General features: G+C 55.5%; 13 protein-coding genes and 1 tRNA gene. 4 read left to right on the plus strand and 10 right to left on the minus strand.

Features of this window, described 5'->3' with window-relative positions:
- Positions 1-147: 147 nt before the first annotated feature.
- The 6 genes from fliG to SH421x_RS15730 form a co-directional block, all read right to left on the minus strand.
- Complete coding sequence (gene fliG / locus SH421x_RS15705; protein WP_488850273.1) at positions 148-1,176, minus strand: flagellar motor switch protein FliG; 1,029 nt, start codon at positions 1,174-1,176, stop codon at positions 148-150.
- A gap of 142 nt (positions 1,177-1,318) precedes the next feature.
- Complete coding sequence (locus tag SH421x_RS15710) at positions 1,319-1,798, minus strand: chemotaxis protein CheX (protein ID WP_488850274.1); 480 nt, start codon at positions 1,796-1,798, stop codon at positions 1,319-1,321.
- A gap of 212 nt (positions 1,799-2,010) precedes the next feature.
- Positions 2,011-2,502 (minus strand): 6-pyruvoyl trahydropterin synthase family protein, encoded by a 492-nt coding sequence (locus tag SH421x_RS15715; protein ID WP_488850275.1) that lies wholly within the window; start codon positions 2,500-2,502, stop codon positions 2,011-2,013.
- The gene (locus SH421x_RS15720; protein WP_488850276.1) at positions 2,499-3,407 is read right to left on the minus strand and encodes a triphosphoribosyl-dephospho-CoA synthase; all 909 of its coding nucleotides are present in this window, start codon (positions 3,405-3,407) and stop codon (positions 2,499-2,501) included. The genes SH421x_RS15715 and SH421x_RS15720 overlap by 4 nt, the downstream gene beginning before the upstream one ends.
- Positions 3,404-4,327, minus strand: a complete 924-nt coding sequence (locus SH421x_RS15725) for an alpha/beta fold hydrolase (RefSeq protein WP_488850277.1) — start codon at positions 4,325-4,327, stop codon at positions 3,404-3,406. The genes SH421x_RS15720 and SH421x_RS15725 overlap by 4 nt, the downstream gene beginning before the upstream one ends.
- 24 nt (positions 4,328-4,351) lie before the next feature.
- The gene (locus SH421x_RS15730) at positions 4,352-5,890 is read right to left on the minus strand and encodes a CehA/McbA family metallohydrolase (RefSeq protein ID WP_488850279.1); all 1,539 of its coding nucleotides are present in this window, start codon (positions 5,888-5,890) and stop codon (positions 4,352-4,354) included.
- Positions 5,891-7,405: 1,515 nt separating this feature from the next.
- Between SH421x_RS15730 and SH421x_RS15735 the strand changes: the two genes are divergently transcribed.
- The 4 genes from SH421x_RS15735 to SH421x_RS15750 all read left to right on the plus strand — a co-directional run bounded on the left by SH421x_RS15735 (position 7,406) and on the right by SH421x_RS15750 (position 14,870).
- The gene (locus SH421x_RS15735) at positions 7,406-8,587 is read left to right on the plus strand and encodes an efflux RND transporter periplasmic adaptor subunit (RefSeq protein WP_488850280.1); all 1,182 of its coding nucleotides are present in this window, start codon (positions 7,406-7,408) and stop codon (positions 8,585-8,587) included.
- Positions 8,588-8,599: 12 nt separating this feature from the next.
- The gene (locus tag SH421x_RS15740) at positions 8,600-12,136 is read left to right on the plus strand and encodes an efflux RND transporter permease subunit (RefSeq protein ID WP_488850281.1); all 3,537 of its coding nucleotides are present in this window, start codon (positions 8,600-8,602) and stop codon (positions 12,134-12,136) included.
- 614 nt (positions 12,137-12,750) lie between these two features.
- Positions 12,751-14,541: a TolC family protein gene (locus SH421x_RS15745; RefSeq protein WP_488850282.1), complete on the plus strand. Its 1,791-nt coding sequence runs from the start codon at positions 12,751-12,753 to the stop codon at positions 14,539-14,541.
- Between the two features lie 255 nt (positions 14,542-14,796).
- Positions 14,797-14,870 (plus strand) — tRNA-Met (locus tag SH421x_RS15750).
- 559 nt (positions 14,871-15,429) lie between these two features.
- On the opposite strand, the gene SH421x_RS15755 is transcribed toward SH421x_RS15750, so the two are convergent.
- The 4 genes from SH421x_RS15755 to SH421x_RS15770 all read right to left on the minus strand — a co-directional run bounded on the left by SH421x_RS15755 (position 15,430) and on the right by SH421x_RS15770 (position 21,334).
- A complete protein-coding gene (locus SH421x_RS15755) occupies positions 15,430-15,753 on the minus strand; it encodes a hypothetical protein (RefSeq protein WP_488850284.1) in 324 nt (107 codons plus the stop codon).
- 55 nt (positions 15,754-15,808) lie between these two features.
- Positions 15,809-17,500 (minus strand): glycoside hydrolase family 88 protein, encoded by a 1,692-nt coding sequence (locus tag SH421x_RS15760; RefSeq protein WP_488850286.1) that lies wholly within the window; start codon positions 17,498-17,500, stop codon positions 15,809-15,811.
- Between the two features lie 525 nt (positions 17,501-18,025).
- The gene (locus SH421x_RS15765; RefSeq protein ID WP_488850288.1) at positions 18,026-18,388 is read right to left on the minus strand and encodes a SpoIIAA family protein; all 363 of its coding nucleotides are present in this window, start codon (positions 18,386-18,388) and stop codon (positions 18,026-18,028) included.
- A 600-nt stretch (positions 18,389-18,988) separates the two neighbouring features.
- Positions 18,989-21,334, minus strand: coding sequence for a carboxypeptidase regulatory-like domain-containing protein (locus tag SH421x_RS15770; RefSeq protein WP_488850290.1), 2,346 nt, complete (start codon positions 21,332-21,334; stop codon positions 18,989-18,991).
- Between the last annotated feature and the right edge of the window lie 2 nt (positions 21,335-21,336).

A 21,336-nucleotide genomic window follows, 5' to 3' on the forward strand; every position in this document is an offset into this window, starting at 1 on the left:
ATTCCTGCTTCGTCATTCACTCTTTATTAGACATTAGGATTTCGACATTAGTCATTGACTCGCAACCACATTTCCCTCGCTCGCGCATTCGGGCTACGAAGAAAACTCACAACGCAAAAAAAATGACGCTGTCCAGTCCGCTTTTCCTTACTGCACCAACTGTTCTTCCTCGTCTCCGGCCGAGAGGGCGATTTCGCCGGCGTCTTCCAGGCGGCGGACGATGTCGACGATTTGTTGTTGGACCCCTTCGACTTCGGAGACTTTGACGGCGCCCAGAAAGTCCATTTCTTCCAGCAGCATATCGGCGGCCCGTTTGGACATGTTGCCGACCACTTTGTCGCGCAGCTCTTGGCTGGCGCCTTTGAGGGCCATGGCCCATTGGGCGCTTTCGACGTTTTTGAGGACCGATTGCATGTCTTTGTCGGCCAGTTTTTGGATGTCGTCAAAGACGAACATCAAGCGGCGGATTTCTTCGACCAGGTCGGGATCTTCCTGGGCGAGATGTTCGAGCAGCGCTCGCTCGGTGGCGCGATCGGTGACGTTTAAGATCTCGGCGACGGTGGGGACGCCGCCGGCGTTTTCAAACGATTGGCTCATGACGCTGGCCATCCGCGTTTCGAGCCCTTTTTCGACTTCTTCGATCACTTCGGGATTGGTCTGCCCCATGTTGGCGATGCGGCGGATGACCGAAAGCTGTCGCTCGGCCGGCAGACCCGAGATGATCTCGGCGCCGTACGACGCCGGCAAATGCGACAAGATCAACGCGATGGTTTGCGGATGCTCGTCGGCGATAAAGGTGAGTAAGTTTTGGCTGTCCACTTTGCGCAAGAAGCCAAACGGGATCGATTCGACCGATTGGCGAACGTTGTCGAGCGTTTCGTTGGCGCCTTTGCCAAGTGCCCGCGTGACCAGGTTTTTGGCCAGACTGATGCCGCCGCCGGCGCCGGCCAGTTGATTGGGGTTTTGCTCAGCGAAAGAGAGGATCGCCGCTTCTTGATCTTGCCCGGTGAGTCGATCGAGATGCGCGATCTCGATGCAGACGACTTCGACCTCTTTGGGACTCATCCGGCTCATCAATTGAGCCGCATCATCCTCGGGCAGGCTCATCAAGACGATGGCCGCTTTGCGGAGGTTTGGATTGGTCGTGTGAGACCCGTTATCGCGAGCTTTTACCATGCCCTTCCCTGTGCGACTTGCTAGCGGTTGAGTGGAACAACCAGCGGTGAGCGACGTTGAAAAACGCCGTCTCTGTAGTATCGTCGGTGGAAGTTGGTATCGATGAGGAAAACTATGCCGCTTGGCTTGCGCCAAGTGCTAGCTACACCATGACGCCGACCGGAGTAAAGCCGACCTTGATCGACATCGGCCCCCAATCGCACTCAAACGGAATCGCGATCGCGTGGACTTCGGAAGGGAAGCGAATATCAGGCGGCGAGCCGACAACAACGTTGGGCAAGCTGATTGATAACTCGAATTCTTCGAGCTCTGCTTTGGCGGCGCCGGCGACCATGTTGGCGATTTCGCCAACTGCGTCAATGACGTCGTCATTCAGCCCGTCGAACTCGGAGATATCCATCATCAGCATGGTCGCCGCGGCCTGCATGGCGACACTTTGCGATAGATTGACGACAACAACACCTTGGGCACGACCAGAAAGTCCGATCACGCCGCAAACGTCGTAGGCGCCTTTAAAGTCTTGGGCCAGCATGAGCGATCCGCGCTTAATCTGGCAGCCGAGCATCGTATCGAAGGTTTTGGTCATCGAACGAATGAACGGATTGATGTATTCGACCTGCATGTCTCGGGTATCCTGCCGAACTGCGTGGATGTCTCGGTGGTACGAGAGGGTTAGTTGTGCGTCTGACACTACCAAGCGTCAAGCAAACCTAGGTCTCGCTTATGCATCGTCAAGCAAGATTCGTCGGGATTTAGCGCACCAGCGTATTACCCACATTGGGCGGCCCAGAAGGGGCGCCAGCATCGATCCAGCCGCGACGTTTGGAGGATTCGTTATTCTCCACGCAGCTCGCAAACTCCCCACTGACCGTAGTTCTCATCAATTGCAATGCGCAGATGTTGAGGACGCGCACCGGTTGCGGCTTGCAGCAGATCTAACAATTTTCGGCCTACGTAACGCGCCAGCAGTTCGGTCGTGGTATTGGGGACCGGCAACAACACGCACTCGGCCTGCGGAAAAACCCAGCGCCGATCCTGGAATTTGGCCGTGACCTCGGCGCCATCCGCGACCACTTGGATCTGCGGGTGCTGAGTCGGCAGCAGCATCCGATGATCGAGCTCGCCCACGATCTGGGCCAATGCGTCACGCGCAGCGATAAAGTCGACCACATAGTGGTTCTCGTCAAGCGGACCAAAGATCTCTACTTCGACGCGATAGTTATGACCATGCACCCGCTCGCAGGTACCGCCGGCAAAGGTAATAAAGTGGCCAGCGCTAAAGACCAGATTGTCTTTAGCGATGCGAACCGAGTAGGTTTCGGTCATGACGATTGTTCCGCAGAAGAGTGAGAAGTGGATCGTAGCGGCAGCGTCAATTTTCGCTGACGCAGCGCCACAAAGATGGCGGCGCCGATGATGTCAGCCGACGTGCCGGGATTGCGGCGATGATTGTCGGCCCTTAACCAGAAGTCAAGATTACGCAGCTCATGCAAGTATTCTTCGCCGTTGGGCTGGTCTGCGTCTAGCACGCGTTGGGCCAGCAGCGAGCTTTTGGCGGCGATCTCGGCCCCACATTTGCGTTGAATCAAACTGTCAGGATATGCGGCCATTTGTCGCACGTAAGCATGGACAATTCGCTCCGACAGCGACAGCTGCGCAAGCGCCGGGTCAAGCAAGTATTCGACCGCGGCAAAGACCTGCGCGCAACCGTTAACATACTGCCGCGCGATCAGATCGCGATCGGCGGCGGCTTGCATGGCCGCCAACAGATCCGTCGGCGGCGGCCCAAACGCGTCCATCTGGTCGACGTGCCCCATGCCGCCGGGCTGCGCCACGGCGATCGCGCGGTAGACGTCGGCGGCGTCCTCTGCATTCAGATCGGCCAGGCGCAAGGTCATGCCGTGGGGATTCAAATCTTTGACCGGCACGGTGGCCAGCGGCGCCAACAGCAACACCAGCCCCAAGTTGGTATTGGTTTCGACCAGGCGGCGCGTCGCGCGCACGGCCGCCAAGATAGTGCGGCCAATCCGACTTTGCCCGGCTACTTCAAACGCCGGCCCAATGGCGACGGCGCTCGCGGCAAAGTCATTCAATACCAGATTGGTGAAGTCAGCGCCGCGATGGACGTTGCCCGGCTTGGGAGCGTTGACTTCCAAGAGACAAGCCAATGTCGCGATCTGACCAATCGTCAACTCAGACCAGCGTTGATCCATGCGATTGCTGGCGGTCATAGGGCGGTTCGCTGCAAAAAGGATTCGATCAGCGGGATGATTTGTTCGTGAGCGTCTTCAACCACATAGTGCCCGGCGTCGGCAAACTCATGCGATTCGGCCTGGGGCCAGTACGACTGAAAACGTCGCAGGCATTCCAGCGTAAAGCACCAATCCCGGGCTCCCCAGATCATTTGAATCGGCTTGTGCTGGAGGTCAACCAGATGCTGCTCTAGATGCTTGAGGGTCGCATAGGTGGGATGACGCGGCGATAAGGGGATATCCCCCACAAACCGTGAGATCGCCACGCGGTTGGCCCAGTTGTCATACGGCGCAAGCAGTCCTGCGGCGACCTCTGGGGTCATCCGCTCTGGCTTTTCGGTCGCCATGGTGATCGCCGCGCGAGCGAACACATTCAAACCACGCATCGCGGCGTTGCCGATCACCGGCGTGCGACAGGCGAAGATTCGCCACGGGACGTACGGCGGAGGAAACGCGGCCGTGTTGAACAAGATGAAGCGCTCAAATCGCTCTGGCTGGCGAACCGCGGCGCCCAGCCCGATCGCGCCTCCCCAGTCATGGACGACCAACGTGATGTCGCGCAGATCCAACCGCTCGATAAAGCGGAGCAGATTGTCGATATGCTGCTCGAGCGTGTACTCGTAGTTCTGCGGCTTGTCGCTTAGCCCGCAACCGATGTGATCAACCGCCAACGTGCGGCGGGTCGGCTGAAACGCAGTGATCAGGTTTCGCCAATAGAAGGACCAGGTCGGGTTCCCATGTACAAACAGCATGGGCTTACCCGTGCCTTCGTCCACGTAGTGATACCGTTGACCATCAAGATCGAGCGTATGAGAAGCGAAAGGGTAGAGCTTCCGCCAAGCGGCCGGCGCAGACATACAGGCAATCAGCAAATCAGGGTGAAAACCTCGATTATACAAGAGAATCGCCCTGGGATGTCGCCGCTACGGCGCGTTGGCCCGCTCAAACAGATCACGCCAAAAATTGCGTGTTTGACGGTGCATTTCGAGGATTTCGTCCCGCGAATCGCCATTTTCCAGACCGATTGCCCCCGCTCGCTCAAACACCCAATCATAAAAGAACTTGGCCGAGGCTTTGCTGATCCGGGGTTGATCGCCGATCTGAACGTAATAGGGCCCCGTCATCGCAAACCGGTAGGTCTCGGGGACTTCGGCCACCGCACGGACCAAAAACCAGCCGCTCTCATCAAAGTGCAGCTTGGGCAGGCGCCCCTGATTTTTGGCGTAGTCGGCCAATTGCACTTCATGCTCAACCTGGCCATTTTTGATTACTTCGAGATAGGCGATCGTGTCACGCGTGCCGAGATTCAGCGCGACTTCAATCTCCAACGTTTGGCCGGCAGGCGCCGTGAATACATCGCCCGGCATGCGGTTCTCGACAACCGGCCGAATCATCGGACCGTTGGTCACCATGACGCGTCCAGCAGCCAACTCGCGCCACCACGCGTCATACGAAAACTCGCCATCCAAATGGACGTAAACGCGGTTGTAGCCTGGCGGATTGTTGGTTGTGCCTGACCCGCTGGCCGCCGACGGAGGAATTCGGATCCCACAGTTCAGCAGATGAAAGTAAATCTGCTGCGCCCAACGCGCCTTCCCCTGCGGCCCCGGAAACAACAGCCGATCGGCCGGCCGAGAACCAGGCGCCGGCTTGGCCGAGCTTCCCTTACGCTCTAACTCGGGCCCGGCGATCACCACCGAATCGACCGCACCGTGTGCGATCCACAGCGGCAAATCCCACGCCGTGGCGTCGGCCGCTTGATGCACACGCGGGTTGCTCTGCAAGGGATCTGCGTAGTTCAGGATCGAGGGATATTCTGGCTTTGCCGATTGCACCGCTAGCGGCGCGTCGACATTGGCGAAGATCATTCGCCCCCCTGCTCTTTCGTCGCGACCGCCGATCCGCCACCAAGCGCGATCGCGGCCAAAGATGGCCAAGGGATCCTCAATCGGTTTCCCCTCGTAGGCGTTTTGCTGATTATCCCAAGCGTGATTGACCGCGATATGCAGATCCTCGGCCAGCATCAATGTTTCTAGATCATACTGGTCGCGCTGCAGATACAGATCGCCAGACCACCAACCATCAGCCGCCATGTCGACAAAGCGGGTCATTTCGAGTGTCGAGCTATCTTCGTCACCGCTCTTCAGCTCAAAATAGCCCGAGCGCGTACGGTACTCGGGGCCGGTCTCCAGTTCAAAGGTATAGCGGCCAGGCGCTAGTTCCAGCTGCAATTCGCCGGTAAACGAAAAGTGATCGTCCAAATTGGGAACGCCGGGGATTCGCTGCCGTTTACCGCGGGGATTGATTAGATGCATTCGCGCACTGAGCGGCGCTTTGGTCTGAGAATCAACAACCTTCAGATGCAGCACTCCCTTGGCGGCAAACGCTGACGCAGAGATCAGCGTAACGGCAAGGAAGATCGCCAGCGCTGACCATTGAACTAGATTCAGCCGTTTTCGCACGTTTAATCCAAGCTGCTAGGGATTCAAAGAGGCCCATATCCATCAAGCCTACCCCAAAAACAGGCTTATTGCGATTTTAGCTCGACTTGGATCGCAGGCGACAGCAAGCTGGTGAGCGATGACCCAAACTCCGCCGATAGGATGCAGCTTAAGCGGGGATCTTCTCCCTGACCGATCGACGCCGTGATGCCAGCGCGATGCTCCAGCTGGAATAATTGAATTTACCCTCCCAATATCAAGCGGCGAATGCGCTGTTGGCCCCCTTAGCCGGCAGCCAATGAGCAATCAAACCAGCGAGCTTCAAATTCAGCCGATGGTGCGCAACTAGATCCCTCAACCCCTGTCGAGACAGACGTCGTTGAAGCCCTGGTTGTCGCGAAAATATTTTCTCCCCGCGGCGCCTAACTTCATTAATAAGTGTTCATGTAGGGGGAGTAAAAGCAGCGCAAACCGTGCCTCAAAATCGCTTCTAACTTGTCCTAAAAGTGGTGTCGCCAAGCAGGTCAAATCGAAGCCGAAATAAGCTCGCTTCTATCGCTCCGAAAATGCCAGAGAAAGCAGGCGACTCAAGGGCGACTTTAACGTGCTCGATTGGGGGCAAGCGAGGACTTCCGACAACCAAGCAGCAACTCCGAATGTCGCCCCAAAATGGGCGAGATGGCAGCGAAAATCCGCATGCCCCAGAGCGGCGAACTGCCTTACCAACAACACTGCAAGTCGTTACCAATTAACAAGATGCGACAATTTAATAGCGGCCCAAACATCTGCCAAACCAGGCTGCTTCAAGAGTTGCTCGCACTGGCGTGATCGGCGACGGCAACCCAGCTTGCAACCGCAGGCTAGAGGGTCGACCGAACAGGTTGAAATCGATCTCATAGCGATCTGTTTGCGCTGCTGGCGACATCGATTTCGCACCCCGATTTGAGCCTCTAATCCGAACATGAAAACGACCGAATTTGGGCGCCAAAATTGAGCCCCAACAAAGACCCAATTTGGCCATTGGAGGCGGATGGCGCCCGCGGGTACTCGCAGTTGCCGACACCTAAAGCGTGAGATAAAAATTTCTTTATCGTAGGTCAGTGATTGGCTTCACCAAGATGCAACGCTAAAGCGGCGCATGACGCCAAGAGAGGGCGCGATGGAGCCATTCAAGAGTCCGCTTTTTCACTCCATCGGCATGCGTTCCCCCCTTGCGTCGTGGCAAAGCGACGTCGTGCCCCCGCCCCCAAAGTGCAGCCGCAGCACGTGAGACTTCGACTTTTGTTTTAACCAAGGCGTTGAAAACTGAACCCAAGGCATCAGGCAGAGATCCTACAGTCGCTGCTCCCATCATCGCGCCCAGTTTGTTAAAGCGGACGTAGCGTCGTTTCCGAATCAATGTATCCAATTCAACCAGTGGCGTTTCGGCTTCTGTGGGTTTTTACCTTTGCCTCGTTTCGGGTCACCGCGTATAGCCCCCACCGATCGATCTCCAGGACATCCCTGGCTGATAACCTCGAGGTACGCACGAGAGATATGAAAATCACCGCTATTGCAGCTGTCTTGCTCGCGTTGGCTTCTTTTTGCTTGTCGGGCTGCGAATCGCATACAGCGGAATCGCATGCAGCCTCGCATATTGAGTCGCATTCTGAATCGCACGGCGAAGAGGAAGCCCACGGAGAGACCCAATCTCATGGCGAAGGCGAGCATGCCCACTTGGTCGTGGTCACCAGCCCGCTGCGAAAAGATGTGATCAGCACGCAGCAGTACGTCTGCCAGATCCACTCGTGCCAACACATTGAAGTTCGTGCGTTGGAAGGTGGCTATCTAACCGAGATCGGCATTCGCGAAGGTCAGTCGGTGAAAAAAGGGGATCGGATGTTTCAGATCCAGCCGATTCTGTTTAAGGCCAAGCTCGACGCCGAAGTAGCGCGTGCGAATGTGATTCGAATCCAACTCAAAAATGCTCAGGATCTCAACAAAAAAGGAATTGTCTCACCGCAAGAGTTGGCGATCAAAGAGGCCGAACTGGCCGAGGCCGACGCCAAGGTAGAGCTCGCCCAGGCCGAGCTGAACTTTACCGACGTCATCGCACCTTTTGATGGCATCGTCGACCGCCAACATTGTCAGCTAGGAAGCTTGATCGAAGAAGGAGACGTCCTCACGACGTTTTCGGACAACAGCGAGATGTGGGTCTACTTTAACGTGCCAGAGTCTCGCTATCTCGAGTACAAGACCGATCTCGACGAGAACCCGAGCGCCGATCCGCTGCAGATCGAGCTGAAACTGGCCAACGGCAATATCTTTCCCCAGCCAGGGCATATCGGAGCGATCGAGGCCGACTTCAACAATACGACCGGCAACATCGCCTTTCGTGCAGATTTCATAAATCCGCGTGGTCTGCTCCGAAATGGCCAGACCGGGACGATTTTGATTCATCGCACGTTGAAGGATGTGATCGTGATTCCGCAAAGAGCCACCTATGAGATTCTGGCCAAACGGTACGCTTTTGTCGTCGACAAAGACAATGTGGTTCATCAGCGCGACTTGGTGATTGATAGCGAGCAAGATGACATCTTTGTGATCAAAAGTGGGCTGGAAGAGGGTGACAAGATCATCCTCGAAGGAATTCGTCAGGTGCGCGATGGCGACAAGATCGAATACAAGTTTACGCCGCCTGAAGAAGTTCTTGCTCACTTGAAGTATCACGCCGAATAGGTAGCCCTGGTCATGTTCTCGAAATTCTTACATCGGCCAGCGCTGGCGATCGTCATCTCTCTACTCATCCTGTTTATGGGCGGGTTGGCGATTACCGCTCTGCCGATCTCGCAGTTCCCTTCGGTCGCGCCTCCCAGCGTGGTGGTCTCGGTATCGTTTCCCGGGGCCAGCGCCAAGATTCTGGTGGACTCGACGCTCGTCATTATGGAACGAGCGATCAACGGCGTGCCGAATATGCGGTACATGACCTCAGCTGCGACCAGTGCCGGTGAAGCGTCGATCATGATCACCTTCGAGCCGGGCACCGACCCCAACGTGGCGGTCTTAAACGTCAATAACCGCATCCAGATGATCAAGAACCAACTCCCTCCGATCGTGGAGCGTGAGGGGATCATCGTGATGCAAAACATGACGTCCATGTTGATGTATGTGAACGTCTACAGCAAAGATCCCGCCCATGACCAAAACTTTCTCTTCAACTACGTCAGCGCCAATCTGCTGCCCGAGATCCAGCGCGTTCGCGGCGTCGGTCAAGCCAAGATCCTGGGCAATCGCGCTTATGCGATGCGTGTCGAGTTAGATCTCGATCGCATGCGCGCTTACAACATCTCGTCAGACGACATCATGGAGATGATCAAAGAGCAAAGCATCATCGGATCGCCGGGACGTCTGGGCCAAGCAACAGGAACAACCTCGCAAACGATTGAGTACGTGCTGACCTGGGTGGGACGCTTTGACAAGCCAGAGCAGTACGGCGAGATCATTTTAAGAGAAAACGAAGAAGGCGAAATCTTGCGGCTCAAGGATGTCGCCAAAGTCACGCTCGGATCTTCTTTCTATGACCTTTATTCAGACATCGACGGGCTCCCTTCCGCTTCCATCGTGCTGAAACAAATCCCCGGCTCCAACGCGGCGGACGTGATCGCAGAGGTCAAGGAGAAGCTCGAAGAGTTTAAACTCAAACTGTTTCCTCCCGGCGTCGACTATGCGGTCAGCTATGACGTTTCCAGCTTTCTGGATGCGTCGATCGAAAAGGTGTTGCACACGCTCTTTGAAGCGTTCATCCTGGTTTCGCTAGTGGTCTACGTGTTTCTGGGAGACTTCCGCAGCACGCTCATCCCAACCCTGGCGGTTCCGGTGTCGTTGATCGGAACGTTCTTCTTCATGAGCATGTTTGGGATGTCGGTCAACCTGATCACGCTCTTCGCCTTGGTGCTGGCGATCGGCGTGGTGGTTGACGATGCGATCGTGGTGGTCGAAGCCGTCCACGCCAAAATGCACGAGAAACATCTCTCCCCGTATCACGCGACCAAAGAAGTCGTAGGCGAAATCAGCGGTGCGATCATCGCGATTACGTTGGTGATGACCTCGGTGTTTATTCCGGTCTGCTTTATGCCGGGCGCCGTTGGCGTCTTCTATCGCGAATTCGCATTGACAATGGCCATGTCGATTGTCCTCTCTGGCGTGGTGGCTTTGACGCTCACGCCGGTGCTGTGTGCGATGATTTTGAAGCCGCACGTCAAAGGACATGAGAAACAAACCGGTTTGGTCGGCTTCACCAATCGCACCTTCAAAACGATCGCCGGCAAATATGCATTTATTCTGCGTGGCCTGTTATCGATCCTGCTTGGCTTGGCGGCCGGTTACGCCGTGTTTGAAGTGCTGCATATCGAGATCGTGCATGAGGTGATTTCGGAGCAAGTCGAGCTGACGCATGAAACGATGATCATCATTGCATCGGTCATGGCTCTGCTGTTCATCTTCACCTTCCGCTCGGTCTTCTCCGGCGCCGAACCAGGCGAGAAGAAGGTGCGCGGGCCGATCGGCATCTTTCTGTACTATTTTGACAAAGGGGTCGAAAAGGTTACCGGCGGCTATGTCGGCATCGTCAGACTGATCGTCACGCGACGCGTGGTCACCATGGTTGTGATCGGAGCATTCAGCTATGGAATCTTGGTGGTGAACCAAGTCCTCCCCTCAGGCTTTATTCCGCTCGAAGATCAAGGAGTCATCTATGGGATCATTCAAACTCCTCCCGGTTCGACCCTAGAGTACACCAACGCCAAGGCGCATGAACTACAGAAGATCTGCAAAGAATTTGATGAAGTCACCTCGGTCACGTCGTTGGCCGGCTATGAAATCTTGACCGAAGGTCGCGGTTCCAACGCTGGAACCTGTCTGATTAACTTGAAGCCGTGGGCCGAACGCGAGCTGACGTCCAAAGAGTTGATTGAAAAGCTGGAAGAAAAAGGACGAGAAATCGCCGACGTCAAGCTCGAGTTCTTTGAACCGCCGGCTGTTCCGGGGTTTGGCGCCGCAGGCGGTTTCTCGCTCTGCTTGCTTGATCAAACCAACAGCGGCGACTACGACGCATTTGGTGAAGTGACCGAAAACTTCCTGGCCGAGTTGGAGAAACGGAAAGAGCTGAAAGGTATCTTTACATTCTTCGCCAGCAACTATCCGCAGTACGAAATCATCATTGACAATGACGTCGCCATGCAAAAAGGGGTTACCATCGCCGATGCGATGGACAATCTCTCGATCGTGGTGGGCAGTACGTGGGAACAGGGCTTTGTTCGTTTCGGACAGTTCTACAAGGTCTACGTTCAGGCCGCGCCGGAGTTTCGCCGCTATCCTGAAGACCTGGAGAACATGTTTGTCAAAAACGACAAAGGCGAAATGGTCCCCTACTCCGCGTTCATGAAGCTCAAAAAGATGCAGGGCATGAACGAAATCAACCGCTACAACCTTTATACGACCGCGATCATTCAAGGGGCTCCAGCGACTGGCTTTAGCAGCGGTCAAGCGATCTCGGCAATTCAAGAGGTCGCCGCACAAACGCTGCCGCATGGTTACGGCATCGGCTGGCAAGGGCTCTCGTACGACGAGGCCGACAAGGGAAATACGGCGATCTATATCTTCATGGTCGTCGTGATCTTTGTCTACTTGGTGTTGGTCGGTCAATACGAAAGCTTCCTCCTTCCGCTGGCGGTGCTCGTTTCGCTGCCGGTAGGATTGTTTGGCTCGTTTCTGATGCTCAAAGCGTTGGGCTTGGCCAACGACGTGTATTGCCAGATCGGGCTGGTGATGCTGGTCGGTCTGTTGGGTAAAAATGCGATTTTGATTATCGAGTTTGCGGTCCAACGCCGGCATGAAGGATTGAGCCTGCGAGACGCGGCGATCGAAGGTGGTAGTCTCCGTTTCCGACCGATTGTGATGACCTCCTTCGCGTTTATCGCCGGTCTGATTCCGCTAGTACGTGCTACCGGTCCAGGCGCTATTGGTAACCGCACGATCGGCGCCACCGCAGTCGGCGGCATGCTGATGGGCACGCTCTTCGGCATCGTGGTGATCCCTGGTCTCTACTACCTGTTCGCGAAAATCTCGGACGGGAAGAAGCTTATCCGCAATGAGCACGATGAGCCGCTCAGTGAACTGTTCGAGCGCGAGGATTCTCACGTTGTCGCAGTCGATACGAGTCATGGCGACGACGAATCACCCGTCGACACGCTCCCCAAAGATGAAGAATCCCCTCCCAATCACCCGTGATGGCAATAGTCGCCCGGGATGGGAATAGCCAGGTACGATTGTAACGGTTAGGCAGCCCTCGCAGACTTTGCAGGGCTGTCTAGCTTTTTCTATTTGCATCCAGCGCGAAGTGGCTTTTTCGCGCATTGAAGACGCGCCGCTTTAAACGCGTCTTGCTCTTTGGCGATTCTGTTTCCGCAGCCCCAGCACCGTTACCTTTCGCGCGTTCCGATTAGGTTGACTTTGCCGCGCCAGGCCTCTTAGCAAGCTCGCCGTTAGCGCGTGCCGCCGAGATCATTAACGGCTTTTAATGTAGCCAAAACCAAAGCTGAAACAGGCTATTTACTCGGGTTTAAAGAGCCAAATCGTTGTCAAGTCAGGCAGATTAGTAGCGGCAAGTTGGCGAAGGTAGTGATTGTCTGTCCTGTGCTTAATGAACTGCCGATATGTTCTGTGCAGGCTGTTTCTATCTCCACGCTTGTGCGTTCAATACCAACTGGACCACTAGCAAGGGTTAGCCTGGTATTTCCCCATGAGGCCGTCAACCTGGGCGAGCGATGACTCGCTCTCGATCCGACGTGATGACAAACAAACGCTTTATCGCCAGTCGAGTGACGACAATTGCAGGGTGCTCCATGATGAGACAAGCCAAACTCCACTTGCGCTGCTTTGGGATGACGCCCAAACAGCACGGGATCACGACGCTCAGTCTATGCGTCATTTTGCTGCTGGCCACCGGCTGCAACATTCCGTGCCTGCGACGCGCCGACCAAGGCCCGATTTTGCCGCCAGACTATGCGGGGCGGATCGATGCCGAAAACTCGGCGAATGTCGGCATCGTTGAGTTCTTCAATGATCCAGCTCTCACCCAGTTGCTTACCCAAGGGCTGGCTAGCAACCTAGAGCTGAAGATCCGCAACCAGGAAATCCAAATCGCCAACAACGAGATTTTGGCTCGTCGCGGCGCCTACTTGCCGTTTGTCACCGCCGGCCTGTCTGGCGGGATGGAACGAACCAGCAAGTACACTCCTCTGGGAGCCGCCGAAGAGCAACTCACCTATCCCGTGGGCGGCAAGTTCCCCGACCCGCTGACAAATACGCGACTCTCGGCCAACCTCTTCTGGGAGCTCGACATCTGGCGCAAATTGCGAAACTCACGTGACGCCGCGATGCAGCGTTATATCGAAGCGATCGAAGCGCGAAATTACTTCATCACGCAGCTGGTCTCCGAGACCGCCCGAAGCTATTACGAGCTGGCCGCACTCGACAAACGCATGGCCTTCCTCACGCAGACCATCCAAATTCAACAAAAAAGTCTCGAAGTCGCCAAAGCCCAAAAAGATGCTGCCCGCGGCACCGAATTGGGCGTGCAACGATTTTTGGCCGAAGTTCGCAAAAACGAAAGCCAGTTGCTAATCGTCAAGCAGGACATTATTGAGGTCGAGAACCGTATCAACATGCTTGTTGGTCGATATCCCCAACCGGTCGAACGTCAAGCTTGGGACTTCATCAGTCTTGACTCAAGCATGCTCCAAGTCGGCGTGCCGGCTCAACTGCTACGAAACCGCCGCGACATCCTGGCCGCCGAACGCGAAGTGGCCGCTTCGGGGCTTGATATTATGGTCGCCAGAGCGAACTTCTATCCCCGCGTCGCGATCACCGCTGGCGTTGGCTTTGAAGCGTTCAATCCTCGCTACTTGTTTGATCCAGGCGCCTTTATCGCCAACGCTGCTGGCGACCTGGTCGCGCCGCTGATCAACAAAAAGGCGATTCAAGCTGACTACATGAACGCGAACGCGCGGCAGCTGCAAGCCGTCTACAACTACCAATGGACCATCCTGAACGCGTTTACCGAAGTGGTCAACGCGATGACCAAAGTCGATAACTACCGCGAGAGTCTCGCACTGAAGCAGCAACAGGTCACTGCTTTGGAAGAGTCGGTCAGCGTCGCGGACGACTTGTTCCAAGGAGCTCGGGCAGAATATGTTGACGTTCTCTTCTCGCAGCGTGACCTGCTGGAAGCGAGAACCGTATTGATCGAAACCAAACAGCAACAACTGTCGGCCATTGTTCAAGCCTATCAAGCACTCGGCGGTGGCTACTTGGTGACGACTGCAGGCATGGAGTTCACTGAACTCTTCTGCCTACCGCCAGAGATTACGCTAGGCGAAGTGATTCAACCGCCGGTTCCGTACAACGCAGACGGACCGCCGCTGCCGCCAGATGAAAATCTGCCGACTCCGCCTACAGATGCCGGAGCCATGCTGACCCCGGCAACGCTCGACGCGATCCAACAACCTGGGCCGCAGAACGCTGCCCAGCAACAGCCAGTGATTCAGCAAACCGCACTGTCGCTCCCGCTGAGCGGCTCGGACCGGGTCGAACGAATTCCCCCGGTCTATTTGGCCAACCCATTACGGCCGTAGTACAAACGCCCGGCGCGGCGAACCAATACAGCCATCATGGGGGGACACCAACTTCTGAGCTTGCCCCCCCTTTGCGAACAAAAATAAAAAAGCCCCCACGCTCTTAACGGCCCATCGAACATACCCAACCCGCAGAAATCCCGCAGGCAACCTCGATTTCGCTCGAGCCGCGCCTAAAAAAACCAAGAGAACCTCCCCACCGCGTTAGCCCTCCTTGACCTATGTAAAGGTGATGCTTAGATTTAACCATCTTCTGGCGGCGTAGCTCAGTCGGTTAGAGCAGCGGAATCATAATCCGCGTGTCGGGGGTTCGAATCCCTCCGCCGCTACTTCTAAGCTGTTTCTCAGCTTGAACTTACATCAAAACGGGTGACTTTTGGGTCGCTCGTTTTTTTGCGCGCAAAACGGAACGTGGCCGAGGATACGTCTCGATCTTGTTGCTACCTCAGCAGTGGTCGGATACCCTGAGAGAGGATCCAAGTCCACGAACAAAGACGACGCCTAGGGATAGACTTCTGATGCGAAACGGATTCTGGGTTCAACACCCCAAGTTCCTATTCTGGAGCTTGCTATTTGTCGCCGGCACGCTCATGTCGGAATTTCTCGGGTTCCTGAACGTTGCCGGTGTCTTTTGCTTCTTATCGATCATCTGCTTTGCGATTGACTCTCACATCTATTTGACATCTTATCGCGGGTGACCTCCGAGACTGTGAAATGCGAGGCCCCTTCGATCGTGCGCAAGGTTCATCGCGGGTTAGATTTCGATTGTTGTGGTTCAGAGATCACTCCCCAACTGATCGCCGCGTACCCTGGAGCGGTCTGCAAGCGTTGGAAAACGTCAGTCCCGAATCGTAAGATCGTGAGGACATCCGGCCATTACGCGTTGCATTAGATCCTTGAGCGATCGAAATCTCGCTTCGTCAATCTGAAAACGAATGACAACGCGCTTTGGCACTGCATCCAAGGTGCTTGGTGACAATCGATCGTCATCCAGTTGCGACTTAGTACAACACCCCAATCTCCACCTGATCCCCCAAACATTTGGTCATCGCGCTCAAGCCATATCTCGTCTTTGGAAGTGGATAATCCCGCTAAAGTCTCGCCCAGCTGTAGCCAGAAATAACGCTCGTCGGCCGTACTCGCAAAACCAACAAATCCCGTTTGCGTGTCCAAAGCAACATTGTCCGCATCGAATTCTTCAATATCGGTCATGGTAAGAATTTGAGTGTTGGGGGGTTCAACGCATCGCATCTGGATCGCGTGTTCTTTACTCCCGCATTCGCTCGGTCGCAAACAGCAGCGCCATCGCTCCGCCCCGTTCATCCTGGTCCAGGATCGCTGTTCGATCGAAGTAGTCCTGCAGGGTCTTCATCTTGCCGGTGCCGGTGCAGACGTCAAACAGTACGCCCTGTCTGCTAATTCGCTGGGAGACTGCTGACCAGGCTTGATCGACCGGCTGCTGGTAGCTTGCGGCGTCGAGCCAGCCGTGGGCGATGCCGCGCTGCAGGGCGAAGCCGATCATGCAGGTGGCCGTCATTTCGCGATAGGCGGCCGGTTCGTCGATCACCTGACGCCACATCCCGGTTGGATCCTGATGCGGCAGCAGCGCTGCGGCGTGACGTTGCAAGTTGCTGACAAACTCTTGCTTGAGCTGGGTCGCTCGCTCGCGAAACGACTGCTGCTTCGACTCGTCTTGCTCGATCGCTTCAAGATCGGTGATCGCCAGCGTCAGTCCAAGCATCGGGAACCCGTTGCCGCGTCCCCAGGCAGCTTCGCACAGCGGCGAGTGCCGATAGAGCCCATCCTGACGCAGGCAAAGCTGTTGCATGAAACGCAGTTGTCGCTCGGCCATGTCCAGATACTTCACTTCGCCGGTCAAACGGCCAGCAGCGGTCAAAATCGGACAGGCCATAAAGACGGCGTCGCTCATCTCATTGTGCCCCGGCATCGCCGGCAGCGGGTTACCTTTCGCATCGAACGCCAAATCCGCGGTGCGGCGAACCAGCTCGATCGCGCGCGGATCGCCGGTCTGCTCGGCCCAGGCCGCAAAGACCAAGTGCCCTGCGTTGGCGCTGCCGTTGACTCCCTTGGGCTGGGCGCCTGACACCGAAGACTTTGCCAGCCAAGGCTCTAGGATTTTTCCGATCTCGGCGATCACTTTTTCATCGCCAGAGCTGGCTGCTTGATCAAGCCGAGCCATGATCGCCAGCGCCGGCTGATACATGACGGTTTTCAAGTCGTGTCCATAAACGCTGGCCAATTGCTGCGTACACTCCGCAGGCGTGCGACGCAGCCGCTCCCGTAGTTCTCCTAACAACGGTTCCAACGGATTGCCGCTAGCCAACAGGGTATCGTTCCGCACGAACGTGAAGCCTGCCGTCGCTCCTTCGCTCTTAAAGCCGGTTGCATCCGGAATTCGCGTCAGCTCCGAAGCAACTTTGCCGATGCCTGCGACGCGGTGGGTACCGACCGCTCTCCACAGCATCGTTGCTTCATTCGGTTCTGCATTCTGCTTGGCGACCTGGATGACCACACTTGGCCCCAACCAACCGATCGCTCGCCAAATGGTCGCCGCTGCGCGTTGCCCCGGCGTATTGTAGGCGGATCCGGTTGGTGGATATTTTTGCCCCGGCTCGCAGTAGATCATCGCGCAGCGCACGTTAGCGCCATATTTTTGCTGCAATGTCTCGTGCATCTGCTGGGCAAGCTGGCCAGTCGGATCTTCGCTGGTTGGTTTGTCGATAACAACTACGACCATCTGCCCCGCAGCCAGCGGATCCAATGCAGCTGGATCAAGCCAGGCGACAATGCTCTGTCCCTGGTCGTCACGTCCCAATTCCAAAGGGGTCGCACCCGGCCAAGGAGGTTGCGCAATCGCCGGCGCACTTTCGTCTGCTTGCGCCACTTGCAGCGTCAGCGCGAAACAACATCCGGCCAGAAGTAGGACGATGCGAGTCATCAATTCTCCATCGAATCAGGGAAGAGCTTGAACCGAGGTTTTCTAATTGAGGACAAAGAAAGAATGGAACACGGATACCGCGGATAAATCACGGTGTTTCACGGCCAGAAATCGTTGTTTGTGCAGCAAGCAGGCATTATCAAATTGTCTTGGTTAGGAAACAAATTGGACGTGATGGGAAATTGCAAATCTCCCCTCTTACCGACTAAATCCGTGACTGATCCGTGTCCTCCGCGTTCTATTTCTTACGAACCTGCTGAAGAGCGCAAACAAAGAATGGAACACGGATACCGCGGATAAATCACGGCGTTTCACGGTCAGAAATGCCTGCTTGTGCGGCAAGCAGGCGTTTCAAACAGTCTTGCTTAGTAAACTGTTTCGACGTATTGGGAAATTGTAAACATCCCCTCTTACCGTGTAATTCCGTGACTGATCCGTGTCCTCCGCGTTCTATTTCTTACGAACCTGCTGAAAAGCGCTACTTCAAAACGGGCGCGCGGGCTAGTGTCGAGGTTTTCGGTACGACTACTCGGCTTCGATCCAGGCTTTCGCTTTGTCCAATTCGGTGTGATCAAAATATTGCAGCTTGGCCATCGTAAACGGCTTGCAGAACGAGGCCATGCCTTGTTCCCATTTGGATTCGCCGACAATCGCCAGGCGTTCGATGTCTTTCCAGTGCTTCATGTCAAACTTGATGTCGTCCCACAACGCGCCGGCAGTCCAGCCATGAAAATCGTGCATCTCAAACAAAATTCGCAGCTTGCCATACTCTTGGACCAGTCGATCGACCTGGGGAGTAAATTTCTCGTACGACTCTTTGGTCAGTTTGCCGGTTACTTTGACGTGCAGCAGCTTTCCGGTGGAGATAAATTCTAGCGAGTCGCTCATCGCAGGGATTCCTTGGTTGAGATTGATTGATTGGTTCGCAGCAGCTTCCTTCTTTTTAAGCGGTTTGGGGCGCTGCGGAAACATGCCCCCTGAATCTGGGACGATTCCGCTGTGGATCCAGCCAGCCAAGCGGCGAGCATTCTAGCAACATAAAGCCGATTTTAGATTGACTTCAGGGGAGCTTTAGGGGGGACTGGAACAATGCTGATACCGATTTACGAGATCTTTCCATTTACTGGAGAAAGCGATGATCAGCATCATTGTCCCTGTTCAAATAATCGCCGCATTGACGGCCGCCGTGATTGCTTCGCTCTGTTTGGTTTCGGGCGCCAAGCGGTAGTAACCCAAGATTCTGACTAAATAAAGAAGATTTTAGATTCGCTTCAGGGGAGTTTTAGGGAGCGCTGTGACAATGCTGATAGCATTTTCACTCCCCCCGTTTTGACTCAACAGGAGAAAAACATGTTCGGCATCATCATTCCGGTTCAAATCGCCGCCCTATTGACCGCCGCCGTCATTGCCTCGCTGTGTGTGGTTTCTGGCGTGCAGGAAAAGCAATGAGCGATCCAAGATTGGATTCACTCAGAAAGCACGATCCAATTATTTGGCCGCATCGAGATCTTCCAAAGCGGCGCCAAGTTGGGGATCGTAAATGATCCGGATATCGAGTGCGTTTGGCAGGGGACTTACGTAGCTCGGGTAAAGAATTCGCCCGCCTTGCGGGTTCGCCTTGTAGGCCATCAAGCGTATCGGCTCGTCCGGCAGGTAAGTCAACTCAAAATGGCCCTCTTTATCGGTCTCGGTCCAAGGAGGAGGCCCCGATCTGGTTCGCGACAGCATCCCGCCGGAGGCCAAACTTGCGCTGACCGTGATGCCGGCGACGGGATCGCCATGCGGATCGACAACGAATCCTGACAGCGTTTGGCTATTACTCTTTAGCTCAGCATCAGGCAGATCAAGAATCGCGCCATCTTCGACCGCGACGGTATGGCTGTAAGGACTTGCGTAGCGCCAATCACGCACCTCCGCGTTGCCTTGCGGTTCAATCTCTAAATTGTATTTGTCCCCCTTCCCTAACCCGGCAATTTCGAAGTGTCCCTGCTTGTCGGTGTGGGTTTCCCCTACCGAAAAAAATCTCGCACTATTGGCCGTTTGATAACTGGGGGGCGAATGTTTCAGAGTCACGCGAACGCCGGCGACCGGTGATCCATTGCGAACAACCCGGCCGCGTACCGAGGTCCGTTTCTCAATTTTCAGCTCTACCGATTTGACCACCGATTTTCGCCAGGGATGATCTTTGTCGGCTGCAATCGTGGTTTCCGCGGCCCCACCGTCACTGATGACGCGAAGTCGGGTCGAGACATACGGAGAGAGCCCTGAAATCCGAAAATGCCCTGCCGCATCGGTGGTCACGGTGGTCTGTCGATAGGGAGCGCCATCGTTGCTGATCGTGACCTTTTCCCCCGCCGCAGGCTTTCCCTGTTGATCCAGTACCGTTCCGGTCAGGATCAGTCCTCGCGAGAGCGTGATGGTCACTGCTTCTAAGCGATTGTCAGCAGTCACCGTGACTGTGGGCAACTTGGCGTCAGGCGCTTCTTGATTGTGAGTGTAGGTCGGCGCGAGATAGCCATCGACCTGATGACGGATTGCAAAGACGCATTCTCCCGGCAGCACCGGCATTTCAAATCGGCCGTCAACGTCAGACACTACCAAAGCAGCGGTCGCACGTGACAGCGAATCAGGTGGTGTTTCGGGTGGGGATTTTCGTCCACACGAGAGATAAACGCCGGGGATTGGCTCGCCGGTCTCACTGTCGATCACTTGGCCGGGAATCGTGCGAAACGCTGGCAGTCGCATCTCTACAATTTCAGTCGGGGCTGCTTCAATAGCAACCGTTTGCGCTAGTCCTACAACCGGCTGCAGAGGATCGGCGCCATACAACACTTGATAGTCGCCGGTTGATTTAACCACCAAAGTAACAATCCCATCCTCTCCCACCGCCGCCGATCCGCCAGGCTGCCGATCCGAATTGATCGCTTCTACGCCGCCGGTGGTTACCGGTTGTCCATGTTGATCCAAGATACGAAGTTGGACGTAGTTACACTTTTCCACAGCAAGCTGAATCGGGCTACGATTTTTCTTCATCGTGCTGTTGCTGGCGGTTAAAAAGGGAGCATCGCTGCTGTCAGCGTCACCTGTATCAATCAGAAAGTGAGTGCGGTGCCCGACCGGGCTCTCGCCGCGAACAAAAATCCGATAATCCCGCGGCATATTCGCGAGGCTAAACTTTCCCTGCCGCACATCGGCACTAAATTTCACTTCCGAAGAAATCAGATTCAGATCGTCAGCTCCCCTCAGAAAGCCATCCGTTTTGTCCGTCGCTGTGGTCAAGCCGATGACTTCCAGCGTCGCTAGATCCAGCGGATGGCCTGCTTCATCAACGAGCGTGCCGCTAACGTTGGCCTGCTTGTCGAGCGTGACGTCTATGTCGGCCGGATCGAAGTCTTGAATCGTCCGACATGCCAAGCCGTATTGGTCGCCCCAGACCAATAATTGCGCGCCGATTTTTCCGCTGCGCAACTTGTCAATTTGCTCAACCATCCGCGGTGGGAGACCGATCTGCGTGAATTGATATTCGCCTTGTTTGTTGGTCTGCGTGCGCGCGAGAATATCGCGTACATGCGGGAACCCCAATGTCGCATAGGGAATGCCGCCTAGATTGCTGCGCAACACGACGTGCATCCCTGCGAGCGGTTTGCCTGTCGTATCGCGCACGACTCCCTGCACCGAAATAGCTGGCGTAGCCGGGGAAGGCTCGCGACTAACAATCACTTGCGACGCGACCACGGCTTGCTTGGCGGTCAATTCAGGTGCGACATCGTCACACATGGCCAGCGGCGAACCGATGGTGGCAACGGCAACTGCCAACAGCAGCTTCGTGAGCATGG

The organism is Blastopirellula sp. SH421 (assembly GCF_057808535.1).